Annotated in this window: 5 protein-coding genes; 3 read left to right on the top strand and 2 right to left on the bottom strand. The window is 73.6% G+C overall.

All coding sequences use genetic code 11. The features are described 5' to 3' along the window. From CWIS_RS16795 to CWIS_RS17855, 3 genes are all read left to right on the top strand, one after another. The coding region (locus CWIS_RS16795) for a hypothetical protein (protein WP_231583972.1) at positions 1-286 on the top strand (286 nt) is incomplete at its 5' end. After that, entirely contained in the window at positions 283-594 is a 312-nt protein-coding gene (locus tag CWIS_RS16800) for a hypothetical protein (protein WP_048344475.1), read from the top strand. The genes CWIS_RS16795 and CWIS_RS16800, both read left to right, overlap by 4 nt. Then, the gene (locus CWIS_RS17855; protein ID WP_053071802.1) at positions 594-1,517 is read left to right on the top strand and encodes a WXG100 family type VII secretion target; all 924 of its coding nucleotides are present in this window, start codon (positions 594-596) and stop codon (positions 1,515-1,517) included. The genes CWIS_RS16800 and CWIS_RS17855 overlap by 1 nt, the downstream gene beginning before the upstream one ends. A 3-nt stretch (positions 1,518-1,520) precedes the next feature. Here the strand turns inward: CWIS_RS17855 and CWIS_RS16810 are convergent, their stop codons facing one another. After that, a complete protein-coding gene (locus tag CWIS_RS16810; RefSeq protein WP_048344476.1) occupies positions 1,521-1,820 on the bottom strand; it encodes a hypothetical protein in 300 nt (99 codons plus the stop codon). After that, a partial coding sequence (locus CWIS_RS16815; RefSeq protein ID WP_082156563.1) for a GNAT family N-acetyltransferase occupies positions 1,817-2,318 on the bottom strand: 502 nt, incomplete at its 5' end. The genes CWIS_RS16810 and CWIS_RS16815, both read right to left, overlap by 4 nt.

Below are 2,318 nucleotides of genomic sequence, written 5' to 3' on the forward strand. Positions count from 1 at the left end.
GGGCACCGTGACGGTCACCGTCGACGCGACCGGTCACCTGCTCGACGTGCAGTACGCGAGCGTCGGGGACCTCACGCCCGAGCGGCTGCGGACCGCGACGCTCGAGGCCGTCGCCGCCGCGCGCGCAGCCGGTGACGCGCAGCTCGTGCGCGCCACCGAGGGTCTGGTCGGAGCGGAGTCGCTGCAGGACATGGTCCGCGGCCGCGTCCCGGAGGAGACCCGCACGGCGCTCGAGAGCGAGCTCGCCAGGTACCGCGACGACGCCGGTCGGGACGCCGTCCGATGAACGGGTTCGAGGTCGCCTACGACGCGCTCGCGCACGGTGCGCGCGGTCACGACGCGCTCGCCGCCGAGACCCGGTCCGCGCAGCGTGCGCTCGCCGGTGCCCGACTGCCCGAGGGTGCGCTCGGCAAGCTGCCGCAGTCGCAGGAGATCGCCGCGACTTTCGCCGGGCAGTACACGGCCGTCGAGACCGGGCTCGACGGGCTGGTGCGGGCGTTCGAGCAGATCAGCACGGGCCTGGGCCTGACGATCGAGACGTACCGCGACGGCGACACCGCCGTGGCGGACGCCTTCCGGGTGGGTGAGCGCTGATGTCGGCGGGTGCCGCGGTCTCGGCGTGGGACAAGGTGTCCGGGTGGATGGGCGGGCTCTCGGGCGCGATCGACGCGATCATGAAGCCGCTCGTCGACCCGCTGACCGAGATGTTCGACTCGGTGACGGGCGACTCGCAGGAGGTCCGGTCCGTCGCCGAGCGGTGGCGCTCGCTGTCGCGGACGGTCGAGGCGCTCGAGCGGCACCACCGCGAGGTCATCGCGCCGGTCGCCGCGTCCTGGGACGGCGAGGCTGCGGACGCGTTCTCGGCGCTGATGCGGGAGCTGGACGAGGAGATCCGGCAGCTCGCCGACGGCGCAGGCCAGACGGCGGACTTCCTCGACGACGCGGCCATGGAGGTCGAGCTCGCCGAGGAGCTGGTCGCGGGGATCATCCGCGAGCTCATCGAGTGGGCTCTGCTGACGCTCGCGGTGAACGCCGCGCTGGCGATCGTCACGGTCGGCGCGTCGGCGGTCGCGGGCGCGGTCGCGGCGGCAGCGGAGGCAGCCGTCGCCTACTCGCGGATCGCTGCGGTGCTCACCAAGGTCGCGTTGGCGTTGCAGCGCATCGCGACGCTGCTCAAGGCCGTCAAGGCGATGCGGTTCTTCTCCATGCAGGGTCTGCTCTTCAAGACCATCCTGGTCAAGGGCATGCTGCTCAAGCCGGTGGTCCGCGCGGGCACGGGCCTGACCGGCAACCCGCTCCAGGTCACGGGTGACACCCTGCGGGACCTGGCTGCGATCGCCGCGGACGAGGTCGACGACGTGCTCGACGGGAACACCGACGTGCAGACGCCCTGGCGCGAGGCGATCAACCCCGGTGCGCGCGGGGTCGCCCCGATCGTCGGCTCGCCCGTCGGGCGGGGCGTGTCGGACGTCGCCGACCGCCTGGACGACCTGATCCCGGCTCCGCCCGGCGGCTGAGCGTCAGCGGCGACCGCGCAGCTGACGCATGCCCTTGATGCCACCCTTGACGAGCACGACGACGGCGAGCACCCCGAAGAGCACCGCGCCGATCAGCGCGCCGACGAGCCACCCCACGCCCGAGGCCGACCCGAGTGCGGCGCCACCGCCGACGAGCGCCACGAGGACGACGAGCGTGACCACGCCGTACAGCAGGTCCTCGAGGAACCCCACCGCGGTGTCCTTGGTGCCCTGGCGCAGCTCGGCTGCCAACGACTCACGGGAGGGGGCGGGGGTGGTGCGCGGCTCCTGCGGCTCGGTCATGCGCCGAGCATGTCACGAACATCCGGTGCCGGGGGCGCTGCGTGGTCGTCGCGCTGCCTGCGCAGGAGCACACCCTCGCCGCCGAGGAACGTGATGCCCGCGAACGACGAGCCGCGGGCCTCCTCGACGAACGCGTGCGCCGCGTGCAGGTCGAGCGAGGGCAGGTTGGTCGCGTTGACGATCGAGCGCAGCACCGGGCTGCGGACCGAGGTCGCCGCGACCACGGCCGCGAGCAGGCGGTCGCCCGCGCCTCGTCTGCGCCATGCGGGGTCGACGGTCAACGACGACACGTACCAGCCGTCCGGGGCGTCGCCGTGGCCACTCATGCGGGACGCCGACGACCAGCCGACGACCTCGTCGCCTACGCCACGGTCCGTCTCGGCGGCGCGGCACGCGACGACCACCACGCGCTCGTCGTCGCGCACCCAGGCGCTCAGCCGGTCCTCGAGCCCGACGAGCCGATCCCCGCGGGTCCGTGCGACGCGAGCGATCCCGTCC

The sequence above is a fragment of the Cellulomonas sp. A375-1 genome, assembly GCF_001040865.1.
Taxonomy (GTDB): domain Bacteria; phylum Actinomycetota; class Actinomycetes; order Actinomycetales; family Cellulomonadaceae; genus Cellulomonas; species Cellulomonas gelida.